Raw genomic sequence first — 22,667 nt, 5'->3', positions numbered from 1 at the left:
GGCCGAGCCCCGCGCGCGCGGGCTCCCCGGCGTCATTCCTCCGCATAGACGGAGGCTGCCTTGCCGTCCTTCGGGACGGTGTAGATCACGAACTTCCCTGTCTTGGTGCCCGCCATGCCGGGCGAACCCATCGGCATTCCCGGGAGCGTGATGCCGGCGATCGCCGGCTTCTCGCCGATGAGCTTGCGCACGACGTTCACCGGCACATGGCCGTCGACCACGTAGCGGTCGATGAACATGGTGTGGCAGCCCTGCATGCCTTCCGGCACGCCGGCCTTGCGGCTGATCGCGGCAAGCTCATCCGTGGGCTTCACCTCCACGTTGAAGCCGTTCTCGCGGAGATAGGCGGCATAGCCCTCGCAGCAGCCGCATTCCGGGTCCTTGTAGAGCGTCGCCTCAAGCGGCTCGGCGAAGGCCGGCGCGGCGAGCGCGATGAAAGCGGCGACACTGGCGAAGCGGCTGCCCAGGCGGAAGGTGCGGTTCATTTCAGCGTCTCCTCGAATAGCTCGGCATCGACTGTAGCATAGCGCCGCCGGACGATCTTTGCGGCCGTGCAATCGCCGTTCAACAAGCTTTGATCAGGCCGGAGCCTGCGGGGTCTGGTCCGCGAGAAAACGCGCTCTACAATCATCGGGATCAACCGAGGGAAATCCATGACGGAATACCAGATCCGCCGCCGCTCTTTCCTGACGCTCGCTGCCGGAACGGCGGTGCTTGGGCTGGCGGGTTGCACCACGGCTCCGAGAAGTTCGCGCACGGAATACGTCGCGCCGGCACCCTATGCCTACGGCGCGAACCAGATGCTCGCGGAAATGTACGGCGAGCGCCCGATGGAGCCTTATCCCCTGCCGGCGATCCCTTACGAAAAGATCGATCCCCGTTTCTATCGCCAGCTCGTGCCCGATCCGACGGGCGAGCGGCCGGGCACGCTCGTCGTCGACGTCGGCAACCACTTTCTCTATCTCGTCCAGGAGAACGGCCAGGCGATGCGCTACGGCGTCGGTCTCGGCCGCGCCGGTTTCGAGTGGGCGGGCCGCGGCGTCATCCAGTACAAGCGGGAATGGCCGCGCTGGAACCCTCCGGACGAGATGGTGGCGCGGCAGCCGGAACTGGAACCATACAGCATTGCCAGCGGCGGCATGGAGCCCGGCCTCACCAACCCGCTCGGCGCCCGTGCCCTCTATATCTTCCAGAACGGGGAAGACACGCTCTACCGCATCCATGGATCGCCGGAATGGTGGACGATCGGCCAATCGGTCTCGTCCGGCTGTGTCCGGATGATCAACCAGGATGTCATCGACCTCTACGGTCGCGTGCCCAACGGCACGCCGATCGTCGTGACCAACCTCTCGGCCGGAATGCCGGTGCAATCGTAATTCGGGAAATTCGGTCCATCAGATCGTGCTGCTCGCGCGCATCGCGTCCGCTGACTGGCGAACGACGTCGGAAATCTGCAGCAGTTGCTTGGCCAGGGGGTTTGTCCTGCGCCAGATCATGCCGATCGTCCGCGAGGGCTGCGGATGCTTGAAGCGCGCGACGGACACCGATGCGGAGCGCGTTTCCACCGCCACGGCCATTTCCGGGATGAGCGTGACGCCAATGCCGGCGCCGACCATCTGCACCAGCGTCGAGAGCGAGCTGCCGTCCATCAGCTCGCGCGGCTGCACCGAGCGCATATTGCAGAACGACAGGGCCTGCTCGCGAAAGCAATGCCCTTCTTCGAGGAGCAGCAGCCGCATTTCCCGCAGCGCTTCACGATTGGGCACCGGCTTTCCCTCGTCCTCGCTCGGCCGGACGAGCACGAAATCTTCTTCGAACAGGGCGACCTCGGCGAGGGAAGGCTCCGATATCGGCAAGGCGACGATTGCCGTATCGAGCCGACCTTCCACCAGCTCCTCGACCAGCTTCGACGTCAGCGTCTCGCGCACGTTTATCTCGACGCCGCCATACATGCGGGTGAGATTGCCGATGATGGCGGGCAGCAGGTAGGGGGCGACGGTCGGGATGATGCCGATTCGGAGCCGCCCCGCCAGCCGCTCCCGCGAGGCGCGCGCCAGGTCTCCCAGCTCGTCGACGGACCGCAGGATGTCGCGGACGCGTAGCACGAACACTTCTCCGAAGCCGGTGAGCCGGACCTGACGGGCGCCGCGTTCAAAGAGCTCGGTGCCGAGCGATTCTTCCAGTTCCCTGATCTGCATCGACAAGGCGGGTTGGGAGATCGCGCAGGCATCGGCCGCCCGGCCGAAGTGGCCATGCCGCGCCACGGCCTCGAAATAACGAAGCTGCTTGAGGGTCAGGTTTGCCATCAGATTTCCTTATCGCGCCTATCAGTAAATCCAACTTAAACTAATTGACGGCTGTTGGTACAGTGCCCGCAGCCGTGAGGGGAATGACAAATTCCCCGACGGCTGGCAGGGGACGGATTGCCGCTGCGCCAGTGGCTTCAGCACGCTTTTCCAAAAGAGGCGGAGACAAGCACAATTTCCATATGGCAGGCGCTCCGTCATCGCGCCGCCATGAACCCGGATCACTTTCCAGAGCGGAACGCCGTTCCTCTGGACATTACAAATCTCGAAAGCATTCAAGGGGAGATCGATATGGACGCCAAAGCCGACAGCACGGGCAAATGCCCTGTCATGCACGGACCGCGCGGCACCACCAACCGCGACTGGTGGCCGAACCAGCTGAACCTCAAGGTCCTTCACCAGAACTCGGCGCTTTCCGATCCGATGGGCTCGGCGTTCGACTATGCCGAGGCGTTCAAGAAGCTCGACCTCAATGCCGTCAAGCAGGACCTTTATGCCCTGATGACGGACAGCCAGGACTGGTGGCCGGCCGACTTCGGTCACTACGGCCCGCTGTTCATCCGCATGGCATGGCACAGCGCGGGCACCTACCGCACCGGCGACGGGCGGGGCGGTGCGTCCTCGGGCACCCAGCGCTTTGCGCCGCTCAACAGCTGGCCGGACAACGCCAACCTCGACAAGGCGCGCCGGCTGCTCTGGCCGATCAAGCAGAAATACGGCAACCGGATCTCCTGGGCCGACCTGATGATTCTCGCCGGCAACTGCGCTCTCGAGTCGATGGGCTTCAAGACTTTCGGCTTCGGCGGCGGGCGTGCCGACGTCTGGGAACCCGAGGAAGACATCTACTGGGGAACCGAGGGCGAATGGCTGGCCGACAAGCGCTACAGCGGCGATCGCGAGCTCGAGAACCCGCTGGCCGCCGTCCAGATGGGCCTGATCTACGTGAATCCGGAAGGGCCGAACGGCAACCCGGATCCGCTCGCCGCCGCGCGGGACATTCGCGAGACCTTCGCGCGCATGGCCATGAATGACGAGGAAACGGTCGCGCTCATCGCCGGCGGCCACACCTTCGGCAAGACGCACGGCGCCGGCGCCGCATCGCATGTGGGCCCGGAACCGGAAGGCGCCGGCATCGAGGAGCAGGGCCTCGGCTGGACCAGCAGCTATGGCAGCGGCAGGGGCGGCGACACGATCACCAGCGGCCTGGAAGTCACCTGGACCTCGACGCCGACGAAGTGGAGCAACAACTTCTTCTGGAACCTGTTCGGCTATGAATGGGAACTGACTACGAGCCCGGCCGGCGCCCATCAGTGGAAGCCGAAGCATGGTGCGGGTGCCGGCACGGTGCCGGACGCGCATGACGCGTCGAAGCGCCACGCGCCGGCGATGCTGACGACGGACCTGGCGCTCCGCTTCGATCCCGCCTACGAGAAGATCGCACGGCGCTTCTACGAGAACCCGGACCAGTTCGCCGACGCCTTCGCCCGCGCGTGGTTCAAGCTGACCCACCGCGACATGGGGCCGAAGGTGCGTTATCTCGGCCCGGAAGTGCCGGCGGAGGATCTGATCTGGCAGGATCCGGTTCCCGCCGCCGATCACCCGCTGATCGACGCGAAGGACGTTGCCGAGCTCAAGGCGAGGATCCTCGCCTCCGGCCTGTCGATCGCCGAGCTCGTCTCGACGGCCTGGGCCTCGGCATCGACCTTCCGCGGCTCGGACAAGCGCGGCGGCGCCAACGGGGCGCGCATCCGCCTCGAGCCCCAGAGGGGCTGGGACGTCAATGAGCCGGCGCAACTCGCAAAAGTGGTCGAAGTCCTCGAGGGCATCCAGAAGGCCTTCAACGCCGAGCAGACCGGCGGCAAAAAGGTGTCGCTCGCCGACCTGATCGTGCTCGGCGGCGCCGCCGCGGTGGAAAAGGCCGCGAAGGCTGCCGGCCACGACGTCGAGGTTCCGTTCGTGCCGGGCCGCACGGACGCCTCCCAGGAGCAGACCGACATCGAGTCCTTTGCCGTTCTCGAGCCGATCGCCGACGGGTTCCGCAATTACCAGAAGGCTCGGTACTCGCTTTCGACGGAGGAACTGCTCATCGACCGGGCACAACTCATGACGCTCACCGCGCCGGAGATGACGGTCCTGGTCGGCGGCCTGCGCGTCCTTGGCGCGAATCACGGCGGCACGGCGCACGGCGTCTTCACCGATCGCGCCGGCACGCTCAGCAACGACTTCTTCGTCAACCTGCTCGACATGGGCACCGCCTGGAAGGCGGTCTCGGACGCCCAGGAAGTCTTCGAAGGGCGTGACCGGAAGACAGGCGACGTGAAATGGACGGCCACCCGCGCCGACCTCGTCTTCGGCTCGAACTCCCAGCTCCGGGCGATCGCGGAAGTCTACGGGCAGGAGGATTCCCGCGAGAAGTTCGTGCGCGATTTCGTGGCGGCCTGGAACAAGGTGATGAACGCCGACCGCTTCGACCTCGCCCGGGCCTAGTTGAACCCGCGGGGAGGCTGACCCAGCCGCCCCGCGGTACACATACGCAACGCCGCGCGTCTGACCGGACGCGCGGCGTTGAGCCGGCTTTGGCCAGCCGCCCGGTTTCCCGGCGGTGCGGGCCCGTCAACGGGCGGAAGCGGCAAGCGCGGCCTTGATCCGCTCGTCGGCCTTCTTCGGCAGTTTCACCGCGCTTACGGCTTCGACCGTCGCCGGCACGTCGCCCACCTGGATCAGCGCCACCATCCCCATCGAGAAATGCGGCGAGCACTTGACCCCGTAGAGGCCGGGAACGGTGACGGTCATCACATATTCCTCGTTGACCTTGCTTTTGAACTTCTCCACGCCGTCCGGCAGCATGCCCTTGATCGACTCGACATTGTGGCCCTTGTCGACGGGCACGAAGCGGATGGTGTCGCCGGGCGCGGCCTTGACGAGAGCCGGTTCGAAGACCATGGCGCCGCTCTCTCCCTTGTTCAGCATCTTCACCTGATGTTCCCCGGCATTGACTCCGCCGGCCATGAGCATCATCGCGGCAGCGATCCCAAACTTCTTCAGCATTGGCTTCTCCCCATAAGGTTCCGAACTGCTGGAAAGGAAACATCGGAAGGCGGGGACGGACAATGCGACCTTGGTGCCGGTCCGGAGCATTGGCGCGAACGCATGTGAGCGCATCCCGCTCTAGCGTCCGCCGGCGACGAAGGCCTCCAGCGCCTCGGCATCGATGGGCTTGTACATGATTTCGACGTCGGCGGCGGCGCAGGCCTCGCGCACGCCCGGCGTGCGGTCGGCGGTGATGATCCTTGCCGGCCGGTCGCCGTGCCGGGCCCGGAGGGCGATCAGCGTCTCGATGCCGGTCAATCCGTCGCCGAGCTGCTGGTCGATCAGATAAAGGTCGGGCACGATGCCCATCTCCTCCACCAGCTCCAGTGCCTCCTCGCCGCTTGCGACCTCCAGCACGGTGACGCCGCGCCGTTCGAGGTGCAGGCTCATGGCATGGCGCAGCTCCTCGTCGTTCTCAACGAGCAGCGCGATCCGGTCGCTGCCGTCGGCCATGGGGCCATCCTCGGCGGTCTCGCTGCAGCTGTAGCTGGCGGCGGCGCGGGCGGGGGCGCGTTCCAGTTCGACGGCAAAGCAGGTGCCGCGCCCCGGCGTCGAGCTCAGCGTCAGGCGATGATCGAGCAGCGCGCAGGCGCGCTCCACGATCGCCAGCCCGAGCCCCAGGCCCTCGGATGCGGAGGCCGAGGCGTTCAGCCGGTGGAATTCGCGAAAGATCGCGCGCTGGTCCTCCGCGGCAATACCGGGGCCGGTGTCGTGCACTTCGATGCGCACGGCCCCGGGCAGCCGCCGGGTTCCGACGAGCACGCGTCCGGTGCGGGTGTAGCGGATCGCGTTGCTGATGAGATTTTGCAGGATGCGCCTGAGATAGGCCGGGTCGCTGAAGACCGTCAGCGTGCAGGGGAGGATGGCAAGCTTCAATCCCTTGCGTTCCGCCATGGGGGCGAATTCGTCGGTAAGCTGGGCGATGAGCGGCGCAAGCCGCACCGGCGATCGCTCGACGACCGCCTCGTCCAGCCGCGAGATGTCGAGCAGGGCCCCGAGGATGGCCTCGACGCTCGCCAGTGCCTTGTGCGCCTTGTCGAGGGTGCCGCCGGCGTGTTCGTCCGCCACTTCGTCGCGGGCCGATGCGACGAAGAGCTTGGCGGCGGAGAGCGGCTGGAGAAGGTCGTGGCTCGCCGCCGCAACGAAGCGGGCGCGGGTGGAGTTGGCGCGCTCGGCATCGGCGAGCGCGGCGCGCAGATCCTCGGTGCGGGCGGCCACTCGCGCCTCGAGCGAGGCATTGGCGCGCTGCATCGCCTGGATCGCCAGCCGTTCGCGCGTCACGTCGCTGAAGGACATCACGAAGCCCCTGTCCGGGGTCTCCTCGGCAAAGGCCACGAGGATCATGCCCGAGGCGCGGCGGACCTCCAGAAACAGCGGCGGGCGCGGGGTCCTCTGGACGGCCCAGGTGGCAAGATCGGACGACATGACATCGCCGATGAGCTCGCTGTCGCGGCGGATCCAGCGCTGCAGCGTGTCGAAGCCGGCGCCGGTGCGCAGGACGGTCACGGGAATGTCGAGCAGCAGGCGGAGCCGTTCGTTCCAGCCGACCAGCCGGCCGGCGGCGTCGAAGATGCAGATGCCCTGGTTGATGTGCTCGAGCGTCGCGCGGATCAGCCGCGCCTGGTCGTCCAGCATCCTGCCGCGCTCGGTCCGCTCCATGCGGATGATGTCCGTCACGTCGGTCTGAAGAACGACCGTGCCGCCTTCGGAGGTGCGCTGCTCGCTGATCTGCAGCCAGCGGTCGCCGGCAAGGGCGACGGTGAAGACGCTGCGCATCCGGTGACGCTGCATCCGCTTCGCCGTCCAGCCGGCCGGCGTCTCGCTTTCCGGCAAGGCGAGAAAGCGCGAGCGGCTTGCCGCTTCGATGTAGTCCGCGAACGGCAGGCCCGGACGAAGGACGGCACGCACGTCCTCAAGGTCGCGGCAGAAGCGCGAATTGTACATCACCAGGTTTTCGGCGGCGTCGAAGAGCGCAAAACCCTCCTCCACCGCCTCGATGGCGTCGGCGAGGTTCCGGCGGGCTTCGGCGAGCCGCGCATTGGTGTCGCTCAGGACCTTCAGCGTCGCTTCGAGATCGCATGTGCGCTGGCGGACCCGCTCTTCGAGCATCGCCGCACGCTGGAACTGCTCATAGGCCGCGCCGCGGTCACCGGATGCCTGCTCGACCTGGCGCATCAGCACTTCGGCGATGGTCAGAAGTTTCTCGGTGTTGCGCTCGGGGCTGTCGCCGGCATCGATCAGCGAATCGGAGATGCGTGTCATCAGGGAACCTTTTCGGCGAGCACCGTGCCCGGCGGATAGATGGCGACGCCCGTCATCGTCTGGTTGACGTGCATCGGGCCGAATTGCTCGCCGTAGGTCGAGAAGCCGACGACGCCGTAGCGGCGCAGCAGGTCGGAGACGTGTCCGCTCACCTGCTTCTGCTCGGCCTCCAGCCGCCGCAGGATGCAGTCGAAGGCGAGGATCGCCGCCGGGCGTTCCGGCCTGCACAGCCGGGCGAGTTCGCGGCCGAGGTGGTCGACCATGTCCGCCGGTTCCGCGATCGTCAGCACGACCCCCTCGTCGATGGCGGAGAAGAAGACGAGATCGCCGTTTTCGGCCACCTGCCTTATGGCGCGCACGTGGTGGCGCGCACCCATGCGGACGGCGACCGGATGCGCGGCGAAGGTGAAGGGGCCGAGTTGTTGCGGATCCTTGCCGAGAAGACGGGCGTATTCGCGCGCCGCCGGTTCGGCGTTGATCTGGCGGACGATGCGGCGGCGCGGATCGGCCTCGGTGACGACCATGCGCGTTTCGGTCGGAATAAGGTGATCGAAATTGAAGACCCGGATCGGACATTGCGTGCGCACCAGCGCCAGCACCGCGATGTCCCGCGCCAGCCGCTCGCCGTCGAGCACGAAGGTCTGGCCGAAGCGCGCGCCATCGCCGGCCGACCCTCCGAGCATGGGCGTCGCTCCTAGGCCGGCGGCAAGCGCCGAGGTGAGCTCGTCCTCCTTCTGCGACAGCCCGTCGACGAGCAGCATGGCGAATTCATGAGGCAGTTCGGGGTGACGCTGGGCCATGTCGGCGCGGCGGCGCACGAGGTCGGCGGCGAGAGCGGGGGGATCGAGCCGCGTCAGGTCGGAGACGGTCAGCGTATCGACGCGGAAATAGCGCGACGGCAGCGCGAGCGCGACGATCGTTCCCTCGTCGTAGCCAGCATCGGAAATCTCGCCGGCCGTGGTGCAGCCGATGACGGGGACGCCGTCGAAGACCCGCGCCGCCTCCCCGGGCAGGCGCTCGAGGTCGCCGGCGGGCGAGACGAACAGCATGACGAGCGCGAAGGGTCCTCGTCCCAAGCGCTGCGCCAGAATTTCCATGGGCCTGGGTTCGTTCGCGCCGACGCTCGCGTGCGGAACGATCGTCTCGCGCTGAAGACCACCGGATATCCTCATGGCCCGTTCCTCCCGGCACTACAGTAAAACCGCAATCGGTCCGGAATCCAGCTTTCCCGCCGAGGTCAATCCTCCAGCGCCAATGCCGCGAAGCTCGCTTCTTGCGCAAACAGCACCGCCTGCATCCGCGTCTGGACGCCGAGCTTGCGCATGATGGCGGTGACATGCGCCTTCACGGTCGTCTCGGCGATCGAAAGCTCGTAGGCGATCTGCTTGTTCATGAGGCCGGCGCAGACGAGCTGCAGGATCTTCGCCTGCTGGCGCGTCAGCAGCGCCAGTCGCGCGACCGCCTCGTCCGACAGGGAGGCGCCGCCCGGCTCCAGGGCCATCTGCGGCGCGTAGACCTCGCCCCGTGCGATCGCCGCGAAGGCGGCGCGGAATTCGTCGCGATTGGCGTGCTTGGGAACGAAGCCGTTGATGCCGGCCTTGAGGAGTGCGCGGACGACCTTCAGCTCGTCCAGCGACGAGACGACGACGATCGGTGTTTTCGGTGCGGCTTGCCTCAGGCGCACGACGCCGTCGAGGCCGTTGACGTCCGGCAGGTTGAGGTCGAGCACGATGACATCGGGCGGGGCCTCCCGATCCAGGCGGGAGAGGGCGGCATCGAGCGTGCCGACGGAATCGACGGAATGGATGCCGACCGGCCCCGTCAGCGTCATCGCAAGCGCATCGCAGAACAGCGGATGGTCGTCGACGATCAGTGCCGATCGCAGTTCGACAGGGTCGAACAGCGGCCGCACCGGCACGTTCGTGTGCGTTCCCGGGGAAGAGTGGCGGATTATGATCATCTCGAGTCTCCGCGCGTTCTGCTGTCTTTTCCTATGGCCCTACGAACCGCGAAGGGCCGGGCTTCCAAGCCCGGCCCCCCATGCTACTGGACCGATGCCAGCTGCTTGGGCAGACGGAAGGTCCATACCATACCGCCTTGGTTGAGGTAATTCACCTTCTTTGCCACTTCGCCGCCCCAGAGCGGAACGGCGCCGCCCCAGCCGGAGATCACCGACACATATTGCTCGCCGTCCTGTTCCCAGGTGATGGGCTGGCCGACGACGCCGGACCCGGTCTGGAAGGTCCAGAGCACTTCGCCGGTCTCGTCGTCGAGCGCCTTGAACTCACCCTCGGGCGTCCCGACGAAGACGAGGCCGCCGGCGGTCGTCATCACGCCGCCCCACAGCGGCGCGCTGTTCTTGTACTCCCATTTGATCTCGCCGGTATTCGGGTCGATCGCCTTCAGCGAGCCGATATGGTCCTCGAACAGCGGCTTGATGGTGAAGCCCGCGCCGAGATAGGCGGCACCCTTCTTGTAGGAGATCGGTTCGTTCCAGATGTCCATGCCCCACTCGTTGGAGGGCACGTAGAAGAGCTCCGTCTTGTGGCTGTAGGCCATCGGCATCCAGTTCTTGCCGCCGAGGAAGGAGGGTACCGCAAAGACCTGCTGCCCCTTGCCGCCGTCGGCGGCCGCGGAGGGATCGCCCGGGCGGTTCTCCTCGACGTAGATCGGCCGGCCGTTCTTATCGATACCCTTCGCCCAGCTGATGTTCTTGACGAAAGGATAGGCGGCCACGAACTTGCCGTCCTCGCGGTTGAGGACATAGAAGAAGCCGTTGCGGTCGGCGGTCGCGAAACGCTTCGTGCCGTCCTTGCCGATGAAGGGCACGACTTCGTTGACGCCGTCGAAATCCCAGCCCTCCCTCGGCGTGGTCTGGAAGTGCCACTTGATCTCGCCGTTCTCGGGATCGATGCCGAGGCGGCTCGCCGCGTAGAGGTTGTCGCCCTTGTTGCCCTCGACTGGCTTGCCGGCATTGCGCAGGTGGCTGTTCCAGGGAGCGGGGTTGCCGGTGCCGAAGACCAGGGTGTTGGTGTCGGCATCGTAGGAGCCGCCGAGCCAGGTGGCGCCGCCGCCGGTCTTCCAGAGGTCGCCCGGCCAGGTCGCGTTCAGCGTCCCGGTCATCGTGCTTTCCTTGCCCTTGTAGGTCCCCATGTGCCCTTCGATGACGGGGCGGGTCCATACCATTTCGCCGGTCTTGGCGTCGCGGGCCTGAACCTCGCCGACGACGCCGAACTCGCCGCCGGAATTGCCGGTGATGACGAGGCCGTTCACGATCAAGGGCGCCGCCGTATAGCTGTAGCCCTCCTTGTAGTTGGCGATCTTCTTGTTCCAGACCACATCGCCCGTCTTGCGGTTCAGCGCGACGAGACGGGCGTCGAGCGTGCCGAAATAGATGTTGTCGCCGTAGATCGCCGCACCCCGGTTGACCACGTCGCAGCAGGGCAGGATGCCCTCGGGCAGGCGCGCGTCGAACTGCCAGAGCTCCTTGCCGGTCTTGATGTCGATCGCGAAAAGCCGGCTGTAGGAGGCGGTGACGTACATCACGCCGTCATAGACGATCGGCTGGCTTTCCTGCCCGCGCTGCTTTTCACCGCCAAGGCTGAAGGCCCAGGCCGGCACGAGATTCTTGACGTTGGTCTTGTTGAGCGTTTCGAGCGGGGAGAAGCGCTGCAGCCCCCGTCCCATGCCGTTCGTCAGCACATCGCCGACCGTGGTGGCGTCGTTGGCGAGGTCTTCCTCCGTGACCCCCGCCTCGGCCAGTCCCGCCAGTGACAGGACCGTCACGGCAGTCAGCATCAATCTGTTCATATCCATCTCCTTCCCTCGCTTGCGTGAGCCGCAACCGTCTGGCGGGGCTCATCATCCTCCGGCGGCGAAGGCGCCGATATTGCACCTTGGTCGTAATGCCGGGTATGCCCGCAGGGGGCGCTCCGGCCGCGCGACGGCGGTCAGACCATGGTCCTAGGACGATTGGACGAATGTCGGGGCGCGACGAGGAAAAGGTCCGACTTGGCGCGATGAACAAGGCCCATGAGTTGACGGCCGGACCCCACCGTGGGCATGGTGGTGGCAGTGAACCGACGCGCCTTTGCAACGACGCGCCTTTGCGATGAATCCGGGATGAAACTCCGCCGTTGCCCGCCAAGCATATTTCCAAGGGGACCACGATGACCACGCGTCGAATGTTCGTTTCGGCACTGTGCACCGCATCGCTCGGCTTGGTCGCCGCGACCCTTCCTTACAAGATCACCCTGTCCGGCGCGGCCTTCGAGCTTGCCGCCAACTCCGCGCTCGCGAAGAACGGCGGCAACGGTAACGGCGGCGGCAATGGCAACGGCGGCGGCAACGGCAATGGCGGCGGAAACGGCAACGGCAGGGGCGGCAACGGTTCGAGCGGCGGCAACGCTAACAGCGGCTCGGGCAGCGCGAGCAAAAGCTCGACCATCGACGGCAGCTATGCGCCGCTGAAGGTCCGCCACGTCGACGGAATCAGCGAAGAGATCAGGGACGGCCGCTATATCATGAAGGATTCGCGGGGGCGCACCATCGTGAACCGCCGCGCGACTTCGAAGGATGAGAAACGGCTTCAGGCCCTCACTGACTGACGCCGCGCCGCTCCTGCGCGTCCCGCAGGACCATGGCGGCCTCCGTCCGGTTGGCGACATCGAGTTTCGCCATGATCTGCGTCATGTGATGCTTGACGGTCTTCTCATGAAGGTCGAGCTTGCGGGCCACCTGCTTGTTGCTCATGCCTGAGGCCACGAGGCCGAGGACCTCGCGCTCCCGGGCGGTCAGGTCTTCGATGGCGTCGGATTTCGGCGGTGTGGCGACCGGGCGGCTGGAGAGCAGCTTGGCGGAGAGCGTCGGGGCGACGTAGCTCTCCCCGGCGGCCACGGCGCGAATGACGTCGGCGAGCGCCTTCGATCCGACCCCCTTGAGAACATAGCCCTTCGCGCCGCCCTGCAGCGCCGCCGTGACGTCGTCGCCGGCCTCGGAGACGGTGAGCATGACGATCTTCTGCGCCGGCGCGATATCGAGGATGCGCGGCACCGCCTCCAGTCCGCCGCCGGGCATGGAAATGTCGAGCAGCAGCACGTCCGGGCCGAGGTGCTCGGCGATACGGATCGCGTCGTCGCGCGAGCCTCCTTCCGCCACGATCTCGAAGCCGTCGATCTCCGAGAGGCTTCGCGTCACCCCCTCCCGGAAGAGCGGATGGTCGTCGATCACCGCCACGCGTATTCTCGTCATGCCTCACCAACCTCCTTGATGCCGAGCGACATGCGGACGACGGTGCCGGGAGCGGCGCCGTCGATCTCGAATGTCCCTCCGAGACTTTCTATCCGTTCTCTCAGACCGGCAAGCCCGATGCTCGTGGGTCGTATCTCGCTGAGGTCGAAGCCCGGCCCGCCATCGCCAACCTCGATCCGCACCCTGTCGCCGTCGACGCTCTGCACGACCCGTTGCCCGACGCCGCCACCGTGGCGGTAGGCGTTGTTGAGCGCCTCCTGGACGAAGCGGTATATGCAGATCTTTGCCGATGGCGGAAGCCGCTCCGGCGGATCGGACAGCGACAAATCCACCGCCGATCCGGTGCGCTGCCTGTGGGCGTGAACGCAGCGCTCGAGGATCTCGGCGAGGCTCGCCGTCTCGATCTGCGGCAGGACGAGACCGCTGCATATCGTCCTGATTTCGTGCATCGCCTCGTCGAGGCTGGCCTTGATGGCGGCGATCTCGCGCTCGCGCGCGGCCATGGACGTCGACGGCCGGGTCAGCAGATCGCTGTCCAGCCGCAACGATGCATAGGCTACGAGCTGTGCCGGGCCATCATGCAGGTCGGCGCCGATCCGCCGCAGCATCTTCTCGTTGAGCGCCGTCGCCCGTTGCGAAGCCTGCTGCAGTCGGCTGCGGAGCGTCTCGTTCTGCGACAGCAGCGCCGAAAGCTCGTCGACGCGCTGCTTGAGGGCAAGGCGCTGCTTTTCGATGGTTCTGCCGCCCCGCATGACGATCGCCGAGAGGGCGACGAAGAAGGCCAGCGTGAACGCCGCGACTGCGAACCAGGTCAAAAGGCGGGCGCGGTGGAGACTGTCCTCGAAGTCGTAGGCAACTTCATGGAACTCGGAAACGGCGACGACCTGTCCCGACCACGGCTGCAGCACCGGATTGTAGATCCGGAGGAGCGGCGTCTCCGTGGTTTCGTCCGCTTCATCCCCCGGGTCGCCGACCGGCTTGAAGCGGGCGACCATCTTGCCGTCGAACGCCGTCTTCAGCTCGTCGTTGACCGCGACGCGCTTGCCGACCATCTCCGCATCGTTCGAATAGAGAACGGTGCCGTCGGCGCGCCACAGGCGAAATGCCAGCAGGCGGTTGCCGAGCGCGCCCTGTCCGAGCGTCTCGTCGAGCGCGCGCGCGACGGCATCGTCGAGAACGCGCGTCGTCTGCATGTCGGGCAGCAGCGGCGCGATGACGCTATCGACATAGAGTGCGGTCGTTGCCGCCGAATTGCGGGTGACCGCGTCTTCTATGAGGCTGGTGACGAATGCGCCGACTGCCACCATGGCCGACGCCGCGACGATGCCGCCGGCGAGCAGGAACTGCTTTGCCAACGGCTGTCCATTCCATCGGTCGATCAGGTCTCGGGCGCGCACGGAAATCTCGGAAATGTCCGCTCGATTCACTGCGGCACATGGTTGGTTTTGACGGCGATAAACTACCGCTCGCGGTCGTCCGGTCAATGGTGCGCCGTCATCGCGCCGGTGGATCGGACTTTTTGCGGCCGCCCGATCGGACCTAAGTCCTACCCGCCGAGGCAATGGTCCAAGGACGGTGGTACGCCGCCATGGCGCAAGCTACCGTTGCATCAATTCGACGTGTTCAAATGTGCCCGCCAAAGGGTATGCAAACAACGGGAGGCCTGGCATGGCTATTTCCAAGATAATCGGACGCAGCGTCGTCGCCCTGGCGATCGCGGCAGCCCCGATCGCAACGGTCACCTTCGCGACGTCGGACGTTGCGTTCGCCAAGGGCGGCAACGGCGGCGGCAATGGTGGCGGTAATGGTGGCGGCCACGGCGGCGGAAACGGCAACGGCGGAGGCCATGGCAACGGACATTCCGGCTCGGGCAAGTCCGGAACCCATTCGGGCAAGAAGAGCAGCGATCGCAGCTTTGGCGACACCCTGAAGTCGCTCTTCAAGAAGGGCACGAAGTCCCATAAGACGATCAGGGCCGAGAAGGCCCAAAAGCCGGCCAAGGCCACCGTGGCCGACGTGACCGATGTGACGGACACCGCGGCCGAGACAGCCAAGCTCAGCTCGCTCAACAGGAACTATCACGCCTATCTCAACTCGAACGATCCGCGCATGGCGGCGATTTCGGCCTACGCCATCGCCTATGCCGAGTTCGAGGCGGAGAACGGCGTCGATGCCATCCCGACCGATCCGGCCTTGAGCGACGAAGCGCTGCGCGAGGCGCTCGAGAGCTTCACGAAGGGCGGCGAGGTGAGCGACGAGAGCCTTGACGAGGCCAAGGAAATCCTGGGCGTCGGACCGGCAGTCGGCAAGATCGACGAGATTCGCGAGACGCTTCCCGAACCCGTCGACGACTCGACGGACGAGACCGATACCGCGAATTGACGCTGAGCGCGGGCGGAGCGACGCTGTCCGCCCGCATCTTTCGACCCGCTGCGCGCCTCTCGAGACGCTGCAGCGCACGACGAAGTCCGCCGCAAAACGCGCGGGCACCTTCACACTCCTCCTCATCTCCCGCTAAGTGATCGCAGGCGATCGGCAACGGCAGCAACCACTGGTCGGTTCGGCGCATGAACGTGAAGCAATTCAACAGCGCGGTTGCGGTCGTTACGGCTGCTATGCAGGAGGCACGGGTCGGCTTCTCGTTGCAAGAGGTCCACGCCGCCGACGAACCAGGCGACGTTCTCTATTCGGAATGTCTCGCGCGGCTCGTCGAACGGAACGGCACCGTCAGAACCGGCGGAGAGTTCATAGGCCCACTGGAAACGGTCGGATGTGCACCGCTCTTCGACCGGCATCTTCTTGGCATTGCATGCGACTGGCTGGTGAGCCATCCGGCGCAGGCATTGGGCTGCAATCTCTCGGCCGACAACCTCTCCGACGATTGCAGCCGGACGGCGCTCTACGATCTGCTTTCGAGCCACCGCGCAATCGCCTCGCGTCTCGTTCTCGAAATCACGGAGAGCCTGCCGATAACGGCGCTGTCGGCGGCCACAGAGCTGCTTCAGGCTCTCCGCGCGCTCGGCTACCGGATCGCCGCCGATGATTTCGGGACCGGCTACTCGACGCCGGAATCGCTTTTGTCGATCCCCGTCGATATCGTGAAGATCGATGCGTTCTTCGTGCAGCACCGCAGCGACAGCGCCGAGCGGGTCCTTCGTCATATGGTCGGGCTGGCGTCCTGCGCCGCGCCGACCGTGATCGTTGAAGGCATCGAGACATATGCGCAGCTCGATGCCGCAAGGGTTGCCGGCGCGACGCATGTCCAGGGCTATCTCCTGTCCGAGCCGACATTGCCGCCGGTGCATTGCGGCTAGGCAAGGGCTGCCCTGCATCGTGCGCGCCGCATGTTGACTTCATGCGACGCTGCCGTTCCGATCGTCATTGGCCCAAAGCCGCCGGCTTCCGGCGACATTGAGCCGGCCGCAGGCCGATCGAAGGCCCGGCGTCGCTCAGCGCCCGTAGGTCACCTCGATCGTCGCCTGATCCAACGTATTGGCGCGGACGAAGAAGCCGACCATGGCGGCCGGGGCCGTTTCATCGAGGGGCAGCTTGTCGAGCTTGAGGGCATAAACCGTGAACTGGTAGCGGTGCGGTTGATCGCCCGCGGGCGGGCAGGCGCCGCCGTAGCCCGACATGCCGAAATCCGTGCGACCTTCAACGGCGCCTTGAGGAAGTTTCCCGCCGCTTGCCCCGCTTGCAAGCTCCGCGGTATCGGCGGGCAGGTTGAACACCGTCCAGTGCCACCAGCCGGAGCCGGTCGGGGCATCCGGGTCATAGGCCATGATCGCGAAGCTCTTGGTGTCTGCCGGCGCGCCCGACCAGGAGAGCTGCGGCGAGACGTTGCCGCCCTCGCAGCCGAAGCCCTTGAAGACCTGGGCGTCGGCCATGGCTTTGCCGGGCGTGAGGTCCTTCGAGGTCAGTTTCATTTCCGCCTGGGCGGCGGTGGCGCCAAGAAGGCTCAGGGTGAGAAGGGTGGTGATGAAGCGCATGGGTATCGGTCCTGCCGTTGCTGGGCGTGTCGCGACCGGAGGAATCCTCGCGACGCGCCTTATGGTCTTGTTTCATGCATGTCGTCGCTCCCGGAACCGCTACGCACTTCCGGGCGGCATGCCTGATACAGGAAGCATAGCTCAAAGCGAGATTTCGTCTGCCCCGAGATGCTCGACTTCTGTCCCGATCCGCTCAAATGCGCGGGTATCGCCCCGCACATCGCGCGGACTGATGCCGAAGCGTCCCTTGAACCGCGCCGAAAACTGCGAAGCGGAATCATAGCCCACTTCCTGGGCGACACGGGCGATCGGCAGGGTCGTCGTCTGCAGGAAGCCCAGCGCCCGCGTCATGCGCGTGTCGCTCAATGTCTCGGTGAAGCTGGTGCTCTCGGCCGCCAGCTTGCGCCGTAGCGTGGCTTCGCTCATGTGCAGGGCGCGAGCGGCATGAGCCAAGGTCCAGTCGCGCGCGGGATCCGTTTCGATCATCTGCCGCAGCCGATCCTCAAGGCGCGGGCTTTGCCCCTTGCCGAGCACGGCTCCGCTCAAGGCGAACCATGTGATGAGCTCCATCAGCCGGACCTTGGCGACGGCCGGCGGCAGGGCCGCGACATGGCCGGGCGAGCAGAAGAACTCGAACAATGCCGCCGCTTCGGCCGGCAATCCCCTTGCCTTGACCGGCAGGGCGGTTTGAGGCTGCGTGACGGAGGCGATGCGGGCGTAGGTCTCCTCGAACAGGGCGCGCGGGATCGGCAGGAGGCGCGCTTCGTAGTTCTGCGGCGCCTTGGGGATATTCTCCATCGTCATGGGCTGATGGTCCGGCAACAGGGCGAACTCGCCGGCGACGAGGCGCAACGGCATGTCGCGGGCGATGACCACTTTGGTCCCTGAATACACCTGGAGAAGCGCTGGCGTGGTGCTGACGAGATGGTGAAAACAGGTGCGGCCGGCCTGCCGGAGGATGGCGCCGGCGGGGAGGGGAAGTGCCTCGTGGTCCATGCGGCCCTCTTGAGTTTCGCGGCCGACGAAGGCCGCCGCCTTTCGATGAACATCTGTCTGGGCCCAATGACCGATAATCCGGCGAAATGGCAAGAGCGAAACCCACCCATCATACAAGCGTCAACTCGAGAGAGGCCTGCCCGCCTCTTCCGCCTCCGGGGTGCTTGCCATCGCGATCGGCATGTGTAGAACCGCGAAAAGGCTGCAGCAGCCCGTGTGCCCACGCTTGCGCGGGGGGCACATGGCGCCCCCGCTGCGGCGCAAGTGACCAGCATCAAGGCAATTGCATTTGCACCACGACAATCCGCCCGGGCGCATCAAGAAGCGCGTCGTCCTGCATTTTCCGGGATTCGAGCCGCTGGACGCCGGCAAACACCGGGACCGCTACGAGCGCACGGCGCTGAAGACCGCCGACCTGTGGGACTTCAAGGCCGATGTCGGGCCGCTTCATTCCGACGGCCGGAACCATTATTTCGATGTCGACAGCGCAGGCATCGGCTGGCGGACGGTGAGCCGGGTCTACATCCTCGATCACAACGACCTCGTGCGAAAACTGAACGGCCGGCCGGCGCTTCAGAGACTGGCGTGCGGATTCGTGAGCGCCGCCCGTGTCATTATCGAGGGCGGTGCCGCCGGATATTTCCGGCACGCCTGGCGCTTCGGCCTGTTCTTCGCCTTCCCCTTTGCGCTCGTCGTGCTCGCGCTCGTCGCGAGCCTCGCCATTGCCGCCTCTCCCTGGTGGCTCGCGCTTTCTCCTTGGTATTTCCTCCTGAGCGTCGCCTGCGCCTGCGCCTTCTTTTTCCGGCTATTTCTTCCCTGGTCGGACAGGCTGTTCACGCTGCATCTCTTTGCCGATTGGGAACTGGCCGTTGCGGTCGCAAGCCTCGACCAGTCCTATCTCGCCCGGTGGCTCGACGAATGCGCCGCATCGGCGCGGGCAGCCTTCGACGAGGCGGCCGACGAATATGTGGTGAGCTCGCACAGCATGGGTTCGAGCATCGCCGCCCATGTGATCGGCATGCTCATCGAACGAGACGCGGAACTGTTCGCCGGAAAGCGCGTCGTCTTTGCGACCCTTGGCGGCGCAATCCTGCAATGCGCCCTGCTTCGCTGCGCCGAGGTATTGCGGGCGCGCATCGGTCTCATCGCCCGGGCGAAGGAGGTGTTGTGGTTCGAGGTTCAATGCCTGACCGACGCCATAAACTTCTATAAATGCCCCGTGGTGGCGCTTGCGGGGCACCCCGATGCGCCGCAGCCGCGGATCGTTTTCATTCGCCTGAGGCACATGCTTTCGCCCGAGCGGTACCGGAAGATCAGGCGGGATTTTCTGCGGGTCCACCGGCAGTATGTGCTCGACGCCGACCGGCGCGTGCCATTCGATTTCACGCTCATGACCGCCGGCCCCCGTCCGGCGGGCGCCCTTGCCGAGTCTCCTGACGGCGCCCGCCTCTGATAGGGGATACCCGTCCGTTGCCGCAGCCCAGGCTGCCGCTCGGCGGAGCGCAAATTTTGTCCTCCCCCTAAACCGTTGATCGCCTTCGCCCGGAGAAGTATTTCTCTTGTCGACAGAAGGATTGCCAGATGACCGATACCGATACGAATGGGCTCCCGGAACGCAGACGCGGCTCCGGCGTGAAGATGGTTTACGATCTTCTGCGCGACGAGATCCTCGACCTCGTCCTGCCGCCCGGCAGCCCGATCGACGAGGCGCAACTGGCCGAGCGCTTCAAGATGTCGCGCACGCCGATCCGCGAGGCGCTGGTGCGGCTGGCCGGAGAGGGCCTGATCGACACGCTGCCCAACCGGTCGACGATGGTGTCGAACATCGACTTCCTCAACATGCACACCTATTTCGATGCGCTGGTGCTGATGTACCGTGTCACGACGCGGCTTGCGGCCGAGCATCATCGGGCCGAGGATCTGCAGGTGATCCGCGCGCACCAGGCCGCGTTTGCCGCGGCGGTCGAGGCGCAGGATGCGCTGGCGATGATCGCCACCAATGCGGCCTTCCATTCCGCGATCGCCGAGGCAGGCCGCAACCCTTATTTCACCGGCCTCTTCAAGCGGCTGCTGGACGAGGGGCGGCGCATTCTCAGGCTTTACTACCAGTCCTATGACGATCGATTGCCCAGGCGTTTCGTCGACGAGCACGAAGCCATGATCGCCGTCATAGCGGCGCGCGACCTCGGTGCGGCCGATCGGCTGGCCAAGGCGCATGGCGAGCAGATCGTCGACCAGATCCGCAAGCTTTTTTCGCGCGACAGGCGGTTGGACATAGAGCTGTGAACGCGTCGTCGATTTTTTGTCGACAAATAAAATACAAAGCGTATTATCGCGTGGAAGGGCAGCCTGCACGCCGGCGACGACGTGGTATCGCCAAGCGATTTGCGGCCAGGTGGAATCCCCCGACGTCGCACAAATGCGGCAAAACAAACAGATGGAGCGGCGGCGCGAACGCATGTGAGCGCATCCCCGCTCTGGAGCCAAAGGAGCTTTGAGATGAAGGCGAAGATTTTCTCCGGCGTGGTCCCCGCGCTGATGACCCCCTGCAAGGAAGATCGCACCCCGGATTTCGACGCGCTCGTCCGCAAGGGGAAGGAGTTGATCGCCGAAGGCATGTCGGCCGTCGTCTATTGCGGCTCGATGGGCGACTGGCCGCTCCTGACCGACGCGCAGCGCATGGAGGGCGTGGAGCGCCTGGTGAAGGCGGGCGTGCCGGTCATCGTCGGCACCGGCGCCGTCAACAGCGCCGCCGCCGTGGCACACGCGGCGCATGGCCAGAAGGTCGGCGCGCAAGGCCTGATGGTCATCCCGCGGGTCCTGTCGCGCGGTCCGTCGGTGGCGGCGCAGAAGGCGCATTTCAAGGCGATCCTTTCCGCCGCGCCGGACCTGCCGGCGGTGATCTACAACAGCCCCTATTACGGTTTCGCCACCCGCGCCGACCTGTTCTTCGCGCTGCGCGCCGAGCATCCGAACCTCGTCGGCTTCAAGGAGTTCGGCGGCCCGGCGGACCTGCGCTACGCGGCCGAGAACATCACCAGCCGCGACGACGACGTCTCTTTGATGATCGGCGTTGACACCGCCGTTTTCCACGGCTTCGTCAATTGCGGCGCCACCGGCGCGATCACCGGCATCGGCAATGTCCTGCCGAAGGAGGTGCTGCACCTCTGCAATCTGGCGCAGGCCGCTGCCCGCGGCGACGTCGACGCACGTCAGCGCGCGCAGGAGCTGGAGCAGGCGCTCGCCGTCCTCTCATCCTTCGACGAGGGGCCCGACCTCGTCCTCTATTTCAAGCACATGATGGTGCTGAAGGGAGAAAGGGAATACACCCTTCACTTCAACGAAACCGATGCGCTCACCGAGAGCCAGCGCGGCTATGTCGAGGCGCAGTTCAAGCTCTTCAACACGTGGTATGCCGAATGGAGCAGGCTCCCCGGCGCCGTGCAGACCTACAAGGCATGACCCGATGGTGTGCGAGATCGGCAGGAAAGACGCGTCAGATGGCCGCCGCCGGCAAAGGACCTGATGTCATCGTCATCGGCGCGGGCGTCGTCGGGCTCTCCGCCGCGATCGCCGCCGCGGCGCGCGGGCTGTCGGTCACCGTCCTGGATCGCGAGGGACCGGCGGCCGGAGCGTCGGCCGGCAATGCCGGGGCCTTCGCCTTCACCGATATCCTGCCGCTGGCTTCGCCCGGCATCCTCAGGAAGGCACCGAGGTGGCTCATCGATCCGCTCGGGCCGCTGACGGTGCCGCCCGCCTATGCGCTCAGGATCGCGCCGTGGATGTTTCGTTTCTGGCGCGCCTGCTCGCCAAGGCGCGTCGCGCATTCGACCAGGGCGCAAACCGCGCTCATGGATCTGTCGAAGGCGGAGCTGGAACCGTTCCTCGCGCAGACCGGCACGGTGCCGATGCTGCGCAAGGACGGCAACCTCCAGGTCTATGAGGGCGAGGCGGAATTCGAGGCCTCGCTTTCCGGATGGAAGGCGCGCGAAGAGCACGGGATCGAGTTCCGTCACCTCGATGCGGCCGGCATGGCCGAAATCCAGCCGGGCCTTGCGCCGCGCTTCACCCACGGCACCTTCACGCCCGGCTGGTACTCGATCGCCGATCCGAAGCTCTATACGCTGGCGCTGGCGGATCATTTTCGCGCGACCGGCGGGGTGATCGGGCGCGCGGAGGTTACGGCGCTCAGGCCCGCCGAGGACGCGGTCGAGGTCCTGGCTGCAGACGGCAAGGGTCGCCGCGCGGCGCAGGTGGTGCTTGCGGCCGGCGCTTTCTCGCACCGGATCGCCCGCACCATCGGCGAGCGCATTCCGCTCGAAACCGAGCGCGGCTACAACACGACGCTTCCGGCCGACGCCTTCGACCTGCGCACGCAGGTGACATTCGGCGATCATGGCTTCGTCGTCACGCGGCTTGCGACCGGCATCCGCGTCGGCGGCGCGGTGGAACTCGGAGGGCTCGAGCTGCCGCCGAACTTCCGCCGCTCGGAGGCAATGCTCGCGAAGGCGCAGGCCTTCCTGCCGGGACTGAAGCCGCAAGGCGGCGTCAAGTGGATGGGCTTTCGCCCGTCGCTGCCGGACAGCCTGCCGGCGATCGGCCGCGCCCGCGCGACGCCGCGGGTCGTCTACGCCTTCGGCCACGGCCATCTCGGCCTCACCCAATCGGCGGGCACCGCGCGGATCGTTGCCGATCTCCTGACCGGGCAGACGACCGGGCAGGCCCCCGCCATCGACATCGCACCCTTTTCGCCGCAAAGATTCTGACAGAGGTT

Annotated in this window: 20 protein-coding genes; 9 read left to right on the top strand and 11 right to left on the bottom strand. The window is 66.0% G+C overall.

Annotated elements, in window-relative coordinates; all coding sequences use genetic code 11:
• Window positions 1-32: 32 nt before the first annotated feature.
• Window positions 33-485, bottom strand: a complete 453-nt coding sequence (locus ATB98_RS09005; RefSeq protein WP_066872206.1) for a DUF411 domain-containing protein — start codon at window positions 483-485, stop codon at window positions 33-35.
• A gap of 168 nt (window positions 486-653) precedes the next feature.
• Here ATB98_RS09005 and ATB98_RS09000 point away from each other — a divergent pair, with 168 nt between their 5' ends.
• Entirely contained in the window at window positions 654-1,376 is a 723-nt protein-coding gene (locus tag ATB98_RS09000) for a L,D-transpeptidase (RefSeq protein WP_066872204.1), read from the top strand.
• 18 nt (window positions 1,377-1,394) lie between these two features.
• On the opposite strand, the gene ATB98_RS08995 is transcribed toward ATB98_RS09000, so the two are convergent.
• Complete coding sequence (locus ATB98_RS08995) at window positions 1,395-2,306, bottom strand: hydrogen peroxide-inducible genes activator (RefSeq protein WP_066872201.1); 912 nt, start codon at window positions 2,304-2,306, stop codon at window positions 1,395-1,397.
• Between the two features lie 291 nt (window positions 2,307-2,597).
• Here ATB98_RS08995 and katG point away from each other — a divergent pair, with 291 nt between their 5' ends.
• Window positions 2,598-4,793, top strand: coding sequence for a catalase/peroxidase HPI (katG, locus tag ATB98_RS08990; RefSeq protein ID WP_066872197.1), 2,196 nt, complete (start codon window positions 2,598-2,600; stop codon window positions 4,791-4,793).
• A gap of 126 nt (window positions 4,794-4,919) precedes the next feature.
• Here katG and ATB98_RS08985 read toward each other — a convergent pair whose 3' ends face one another.
• The 5 genes from ATB98_RS08985 to ATB98_RS08965 form a co-directional block, all read right to left on the bottom strand.
• On the bottom strand, window positions 4,920-5,324 hold the full coding sequence (locus ATB98_RS08985) for a pseudoazurin (protein WP_234781896.1): 405 nt from the start codon (window positions 5,322-5,324) through the stop codon (window positions 4,920-4,922).
• A 150-nt stretch (window positions 5,325-5,474) separates the two neighbouring features.
• Window positions 5,475-7,658, bottom strand: coding sequence for a hybrid sensor histidine kinase/response regulator (locus ATB98_RS08980; RefSeq protein WP_084435394.1), 2,184 nt, complete (start codon window positions 7,656-7,658; stop codon window positions 5,475-5,477).
• Window positions 7,658-8,830 carry an FIST N-terminal domain-containing protein gene (locus ATB98_RS08975; RefSeq protein ID WP_066872192.1) on the bottom strand — a complete coding sequence of 391 codons (1,173 nt, stop codon included), beginning with the start codon at window positions 8,828-8,830 and terminating at the stop codon, window positions 7,658-7,660. The genes ATB98_RS08980 and ATB98_RS08975 overlap by 1 nt, the downstream gene beginning before the upstream one ends.
• A gap of 65 nt (window positions 8,831-8,895) precedes the next feature.
• On the bottom strand, window positions 8,896-9,618 hold the full coding sequence (locus ATB98_RS08970; RefSeq protein WP_084435392.1) for a response regulator transcription factor: 723 nt from the start codon (window positions 9,616-9,618) through the stop codon (window positions 8,896-8,898).
• A gap of 83 nt (window positions 9,619-9,701) precedes the next feature.
• On the bottom strand, window positions 9,702-11,474 hold the full coding sequence (locus ATB98_RS08965) for a PQQ-dependent methanol/ethanol family dehydrogenase (RefSeq protein ID WP_407695290.1): 1,773 nt from the start codon (window positions 11,472-11,474) through the stop codon (window positions 9,702-9,704).
• Window positions 11,475-11,827: 353 nt separating this feature from the next.
• On the opposite strand from ATB98_RS08965, the gene ATB98_RS28860 reads away from it, so the two are divergent.
• Window positions 11,828-12,265: a hypothetical protein gene (locus tag ATB98_RS28860; protein WP_066872415.1), complete on the top strand. Its 438-nt coding sequence runs from the start codon at window positions 11,828-11,830 to the stop codon at window positions 12,263-12,265.
• Here ATB98_RS28860 and ATB98_RS08955 read toward each other — a convergent pair.
• Together ATB98_RS08955 and ATB98_RS08950 are read right to left on the bottom strand one after the other, a co-directional pair.
• Window positions 12,255-12,908, bottom strand: a complete 654-nt coding sequence (locus ATB98_RS08955; RefSeq protein WP_066872186.1) for a LuxR C-terminal-related transcriptional regulator — start codon at window positions 12,906-12,908, stop codon at window positions 12,255-12,257. The two genes, ATB98_RS28860 and ATB98_RS08955, sit on opposite strands and share 11 nt — an antisense overlap.
• The gene (locus ATB98_RS08950; RefSeq protein ID WP_407695289.1) at window positions 12,905-14,263 is read right to left on the bottom strand and encodes a sensor histidine kinase; all 1,359 of its coding nucleotides are present in this window, start codon (window positions 14,261-14,263) and stop codon (window positions 12,905-12,907) included. Before ATB98_RS08950 ends, ATB98_RS08955 begins: the two co-directional genes overlap by 4 nt.
• Before the next feature lie 313 nt (window positions 14,264-14,576).
• Between ATB98_RS08950 and ATB98_RS28855 the strand changes: the two genes are divergently transcribed.
• Both ATB98_RS28855 and ATB98_RS08940 read left to right on the top strand, forming a co-directional pair.
• Window positions 14,577-15,290 (top strand): hypothetical protein, encoded by a 714-nt coding sequence (locus ATB98_RS28855; protein WP_066872180.1) that lies wholly within the window; start codon window positions 14,577-14,579, stop codon window positions 15,288-15,290.
• A 185-nt stretch (window positions 15,291-15,475) separates the two neighbouring features.
• Window positions 15,476-16,222: an EAL domain-containing protein gene (locus ATB98_RS08940; protein ID WP_066872178.1), complete on the top strand. Its 747-nt coding sequence runs from the start codon at window positions 15,476-15,478 to the stop codon at window positions 16,220-16,222.
• A 135-nt stretch (window positions 16,223-16,357) separates the two neighbouring features.
• Here ATB98_RS08940 and ATB98_RS08935 read toward each other — a convergent pair whose 3' ends face one another.
• Both ATB98_RS08935 and ATB98_RS08930 read right to left on the bottom strand, forming a co-directional pair.
• The gene (locus ATB98_RS08935; protein WP_066872175.1) at window positions 16,358-16,897 is read right to left on the bottom strand and encodes a YbhB/YbcL family Raf kinase inhibitor-like protein; all 540 of its coding nucleotides are present in this window, start codon (window positions 16,895-16,897) and stop codon (window positions 16,358-16,360) included.
• 141 nt (window positions 16,898-17,038) lie between these two features.
• Window positions 17,039-17,893, bottom strand: coding sequence for an AraC family transcriptional regulator (locus ATB98_RS08930; protein ID WP_066872172.1), 855 nt, complete (start codon window positions 17,891-17,893; stop codon window positions 17,039-17,041).
• A gap of 289 nt (window positions 17,894-18,182) precedes the next feature.
• Here ATB98_RS08930 and ATB98_RS08925 point away from each other — a divergent pair, with 289 nt between their 5' ends.
• The 4 genes from ATB98_RS08925 (at window position 18,183) to ATB98_RS08910 (ending at window position 22,659) form a co-directional block, all read left to right on the top strand.
• The gene (locus ATB98_RS08925; RefSeq protein WP_153435832.1) at window positions 18,183-19,346 is read left to right on the top strand and encodes a hypothetical protein; all 1,164 of its coding nucleotides are present in this window, start codon (window positions 18,183-18,185) and stop codon (window positions 19,344-19,346) included.
• A 128-nt stretch (window positions 19,347-19,474) separates the two neighbouring features.
• Entirely contained in the window at window positions 19,475-20,179 is a 705-nt protein-coding gene (locus ATB98_RS08920; RefSeq protein WP_066872169.1) for a GntR family transcriptional regulator, read from the top strand.
• 213 nt (window positions 20,180-20,392) lie between these two features.
• A complete protein-coding gene (locus tag ATB98_RS08915) occupies window positions 20,393-21,355 on the top strand; it encodes a dihydrodipicolinate synthase family protein (RefSeq protein WP_066872167.1) in 963 nt (320 codons plus the stop codon).
• Window positions 21,356-21,393: 38 nt separating this feature from the next.
• Window positions 21,394-22,659, top strand: coding sequence for an NAD(P)/FAD-dependent oxidoreductase (locus ATB98_RS08910; protein WP_066872165.1), 1,266 nt, complete (start codon window positions 21,394-21,396; stop codon window positions 22,657-22,659).
• Window positions 22,660-22,667: the final 8 nt, after the last annotated feature.

Source organism: Sinorhizobium saheli, from assembly GCF_001651875.1.
GTDB classification, from domain to species: Bacteria; Pseudomonadota; Alphaproteobacteria; order Rhizobiales; family Rhizobiaceae; genus Sinorhizobium; species Sinorhizobium saheli.
The sequence above is the reverse complement of the archived record's forward strand: the minus strand, read 5'-3'. Positions and strand labels throughout refer to the sequence as shown.

Excerpts from the sequence above, each read along its gene's own strand:
- ATB98_RS09000 (WP_066872204.1), top strand. The coding sequence starts at position 654 with ATGACGGAATACCAGATCCGCCGCCGCTCTTTCCTGACGCTCGCTGCC.
- ATB98_RS08975 (WP_066872192.1), bottom strand. The coding sequence starts at position 8,830 with ATGAGGATATCCGGTGGTCTTCAGCGCGAGACGATCGTTCCGCACGCG.
- ATB98_RS08980 (WP_084435394.1), bottom strand. The coding sequence starts at position 7,658 with ATGACACGCATCTCCGATTCGCTGATCGATGCCGGCGACAGCCCCGAG.
- ATB98_RS08915 (WP_066872167.1), top strand. The coding sequence starts at position 20,393 with ATGAAGGCGAAGATTTTCTCCGGCGTGGTCCCCGCGCTGATGACCCCC.
- ATB98_RS08970 (WP_084435392.1), bottom strand. The coding sequence starts at position 9,618 with ATGATCATAATCCGCCACTCTTCCCCGGGAACGCACACGAACGTGCCG.
- ATB98_RS08935 (WP_066872175.1), bottom strand. The coding sequence starts at position 16,897 with ATGCGCTTCATCACCACCCTTCTCACCCTGAGCCTTCTTGGCGCCACC.
- ATB98_RS08985 (WP_234781896.1), bottom strand. The coding sequence starts at position 5,324 with ATGATGCTCATGGCCGGCGGAGTCAATGCCGGGGAACATCAGGTGAAG.
- katG (WP_066872197.1), top strand. The coding sequence starts at position 2,598 with ATGGACGCCAAAGCCGACAGCACGGGCAAATGCCCTGTCATGCACGGA.
- ATB98_RS08910 (WP_066872165.1), top strand. The coding sequence starts at position 21,394 with ATGGCCGCCGCCGGCAAAGGACCTGATGTCATCGTCATCGGCGCGGGC.
- ATB98_RS08940 (WP_066872178.1), top strand. The coding sequence starts at position 15,476 with ATGAACGTGAAGCAATTCAACAGCGCGGTTGCGGTCGTTACGGCTGCT.
- ATB98_RS08965 (WP_407695290.1), bottom strand. The coding sequence starts at position 11,474 with ATGGATATGAACAGATTGATGCTGACTGCCGTGACGGTCCTGTCACTG.
- ATB98_RS09005 (WP_066872206.1), bottom strand. The coding sequence starts at position 485 with ATGAACCGCACCTTCCGCCTGGGCAGCCGCTTCGCCAGTGTCGCCGCT.
- ATB98_RS08930 (WP_066872172.1), bottom strand. The coding sequence starts at position 17,893 with ATGGACCACGAGGCACTTCCCCTCCCCGCCGGCGCCATCCTCCGGCAG.
- ATB98_RS08955 (WP_066872186.1), bottom strand. The coding sequence starts at position 12,908 with ATGACGAGAATACGCGTGGCGGTGATCGACGACCATCCGCTCTTCCGG.
- ATB98_RS08920 (WP_066872169.1), top strand. The coding sequence starts at position 19,475 with ATGACCGATACCGATACGAATGGGCTCCCGGAACGCAGACGCGGCTCC.
- ATB98_RS28860 (WP_066872415.1), top strand. The coding sequence starts at position 11,828 with ATGACCACGCGTCGAATGTTCGTTTCGGCACTGTGCACCGCATCGCTC.
- ATB98_RS28855 (WP_066872180.1), top strand. The coding sequence starts at position 14,577 with ATGGCTATTTCCAAGATAATCGGACGCAGCGTCGTCGCCCTGGCGATC.
- ATB98_RS08995 (WP_066872201.1), bottom strand. The coding sequence starts at position 2,306 with ATGGCAAACCTGACCCTCAAGCAGCTTCGTTATTTCGAGGCCGTGGCG.